Consider the following 2844-nt stretch of genomic DNA (forward strand, 5'->3'; position numbering starts at 1 on the left):
GGACCTCAACATCTGATTATCTAAGTTTAGCTGAACGACGTGGGAAAGTCGATCATAGAGGGTGAGAATCCCGTAGGCGAGCGACTTAGGTACGGTAGAGGATTCCTGAGTAGGGCGGGGCCGGAGAAACCCCGTCTGAATCCAGCGGCACCATCCGCTAAGGCTACATACTCCTGAGAGACCGATAGTGAACCAGTACCGTGAGGGAAAGGTGAAAAGAACCGGGAATACCGGAGTGAAAAGAACCTGAAACCGTGTGCTTACAAGCGGTCGGAGGCCTTTAGTGGGCTGACGGCGTGCCTTTTGCATAATGAGCCTACGAGTTACTCCTCTCTGGCAAGGTTAAATGACTCAAGTCATGGAGCCGCAGCGAAAGCGAGTCTGAATAGGGCGCAGAGTCAGAGGGGGTAGACGCGAAACTTTGTGATCTACCCTTGAGCAGGATGAAGGTTGGGTAAAACCAACTGGAGGTCCGAACCAGTTTCCGTTGAAAAGGATTTGGATGACTTGAGGGTAGGGGTGAAAGGCCAATCAAACTGAGAAATAGCTCGTACTCCCCGAAATGTATTTAGGTACAGCGTCGGCGTTGAGTTACTAGGAGGTAGAGCTACCAATAGGACTAGGGGGTGTCATAGCCTACCGAATCCTGATGAACTCCGAATGCCTAGTAATATAGCCGGCAGTGAGGCTTGGGGTGCTAAGGTCCCAGGCCGAGAGGGAAAGAACCCAGACCATCTGCTAAGGTCCCTAAATTCGGACTAAGTTGAACAAAGGAGGTCCACTTGCTTTGACAGCCAGGAGGTTGGCTTGGAAGCAGCCATTCCTTTAAAGAGTGCGTAACAGCTCACTGGTCGAGCGAGAGGGCATCGATAATACGCGGGCATCAAGTCCGGTACCGAAGCAATGGATTTACACTCTTGTGTAAGTGGTAGGGGAGCATTCTAGTCAGCGGTGAAGGTGACCTGTCAGGGTTGCTGGAGCGGCTAGAAAAGCAAATGTAGGCATGAGTAACGATAAGGCGGGTGAGAAACCCGCCCACCGATAGACTAAGGTTTCCTGATCAACGCTAATCGGATCAGGGTTAGTCGGGACCTAAGGCCACGCCGAGAGGCTACGTCGATGGACAGCTGGTTGATATTCCAGCACTTACTCTTTTAAGTGATGCAGTGACGCAGAAGTGAAAGTACCGCGGGCGGACGGAAGTGCCCGTTGAAGTGCGTAGGTATAGGGTTGGTAGGTAAATCCGCCGACTTTGCTGAAACATGATAGTACCTGGCGGCTTCGGCCAACGGGATAGTGTACCTAATCAGACTGCCAAGAAAACCTGCTAAGCGTTTTAATGAAAGAGTAACCCGTACCGCAAACCGACACAGGTAGTCAAGGAGAGAATCCTGAGGTGCTCGAGTGAATCACGGCCAAGGAACTCGGCAAAATGGACCTGTAACTTCGGGAGAAGGGTCGCTTCCTCAGTAGCAATACTGAGAAGCCGCAGTGAAAAGGCCCAGGCGACTGTTTAACAAAAACACATGGCTTTGCGAACTCGTAAGAGGAAGTATAAGGCCTGACACCTGCCCGGTGCCGGAAGGTTAAGAGGGGAACTTAGTCGCAAGGCGAAGGTTTGAATCGAAGCCCCGGTAAACGGCGGCCGTAACTATAACGGTCCTAAGGTAGCGAAATTCCTTGTCGGGTAAGTTCCGACCTGCACGAATGGTGTAACGATCTGGGCGCTGTCTCAGCCGTGAGCTCGGTGAAATTGTAGTCTCGGTGAAGATGCCGAGTACCCGCCACGGGACGGAAAGACCCCGTGCACCTTTACTATAGCTTGACATTGACGCTGGGTAACACATGTGTAGGATAGGTGGGAGACTATGAAGCGGTGCCGCTAGGTATCGTGGAGTCAACGTTGAAATACCACCCTTGTGTTGCTTGGCGCCTAATCTCTAACCGGGAAACAGTGTCTGGTGGGTAGTTTGACTGGGGTGGTCGCCTCCAAAAAAGTATCGGAGGCTTTCAAAGGTCCGCTCAGTACGCTTGGTAACCGTACGCAGAGCGCAATAGCAGAAGCGGGCTTGACTGTGAGGCCTACAAGCCGAGCAGGGTCGAAAGACGGATATAGTGATCCGGTGGTTCCGCATGGAAGGGCCATCGCTCAAAGGATAAAAGGTACGCCGGGGATAACAGGCTGATCTCCCCCAAGAGCTCATATCGACGGGGAGGTTTGGCACCTCGATGTCGGCTCGTCACGTCCTGGGGCTGGAGAAGGTCCCAAGGGTTCGGCTGTTCGCCGATTAAAGTGGCACGCGAGCTGGGTTCAGAACGTCGTGAGACAGTTCGGTCCCTATCTGTGGTGGGCGTTGGATATTTGAGAGGACCTGACTTTAGTACGAGAGGACCGAGTTGGACTAGCCGCTCGTGCACCGGTTGTGGCGCCAGCTGCAGCGCCGGGTAGCGACGCTGGGATGAGATAAGCGCTGAAAGCATCTAAGTGCGAAACTCACCTCAAGATGAGATATCCCATATTAAGGGTCGTGGTAGACTACCACGTTGATAGGCGGCAGGTCGAAGATCCGAAATGGTCGAGCCGAGCCGTACTAATGACCCGAGCGCTTCTAGTATACACGCTCCCGCTTTTCTTCTTTCTTATTCGTCTCCTGCGTCAACGTTTTGACAGATCATCGTAATCCTTTACGTGATACTGACACCTTAATGGTGGCTTTAGCACGGGTGTTCACCTCTTCCCATTCCGAACAGAGCAGTTAAGCCCCGTAGCGCCTATGGTACTGCCTTCACCGGCGGGAGAGTCGGTCGCCGCCAACCTTTTCTTTGCCAATGCCCCCTCCGCGC

General features: G+C 53.0%; 2 rRNA genes (1 of these 2 running past the window's edge). Both read left to right on the forward strand.

Going from position 1 to position 2844, the window contains the following annotated elements:
* Positions 1-2615, forward strand: a 23S ribosomal RNA gene (locus LGH74_RS24720); it begins 296 nt to the left of the window's first position.
* A gap of 90 nt (positions 2616-2705) precedes the next feature.
* Positions 2706-2817: ribosomal RNA gene (gene rrf / locus LGH74_RS24725) — 5S ribosomal RNA — on the forward strand.
* Positions 2818-2844 lie beyond the last annotated feature (27 nt).

It is taken from the genome of Hymenobacter lucidus, from assembly GCF_020447265.1.
In the GTDB taxonomy this organism is placed as follows: domain Bacteria; phylum Bacteroidota; class Bacteroidia; order Cytophagales; family Hymenobacteraceae; genus Hymenobacter; species Hymenobacter lucidus.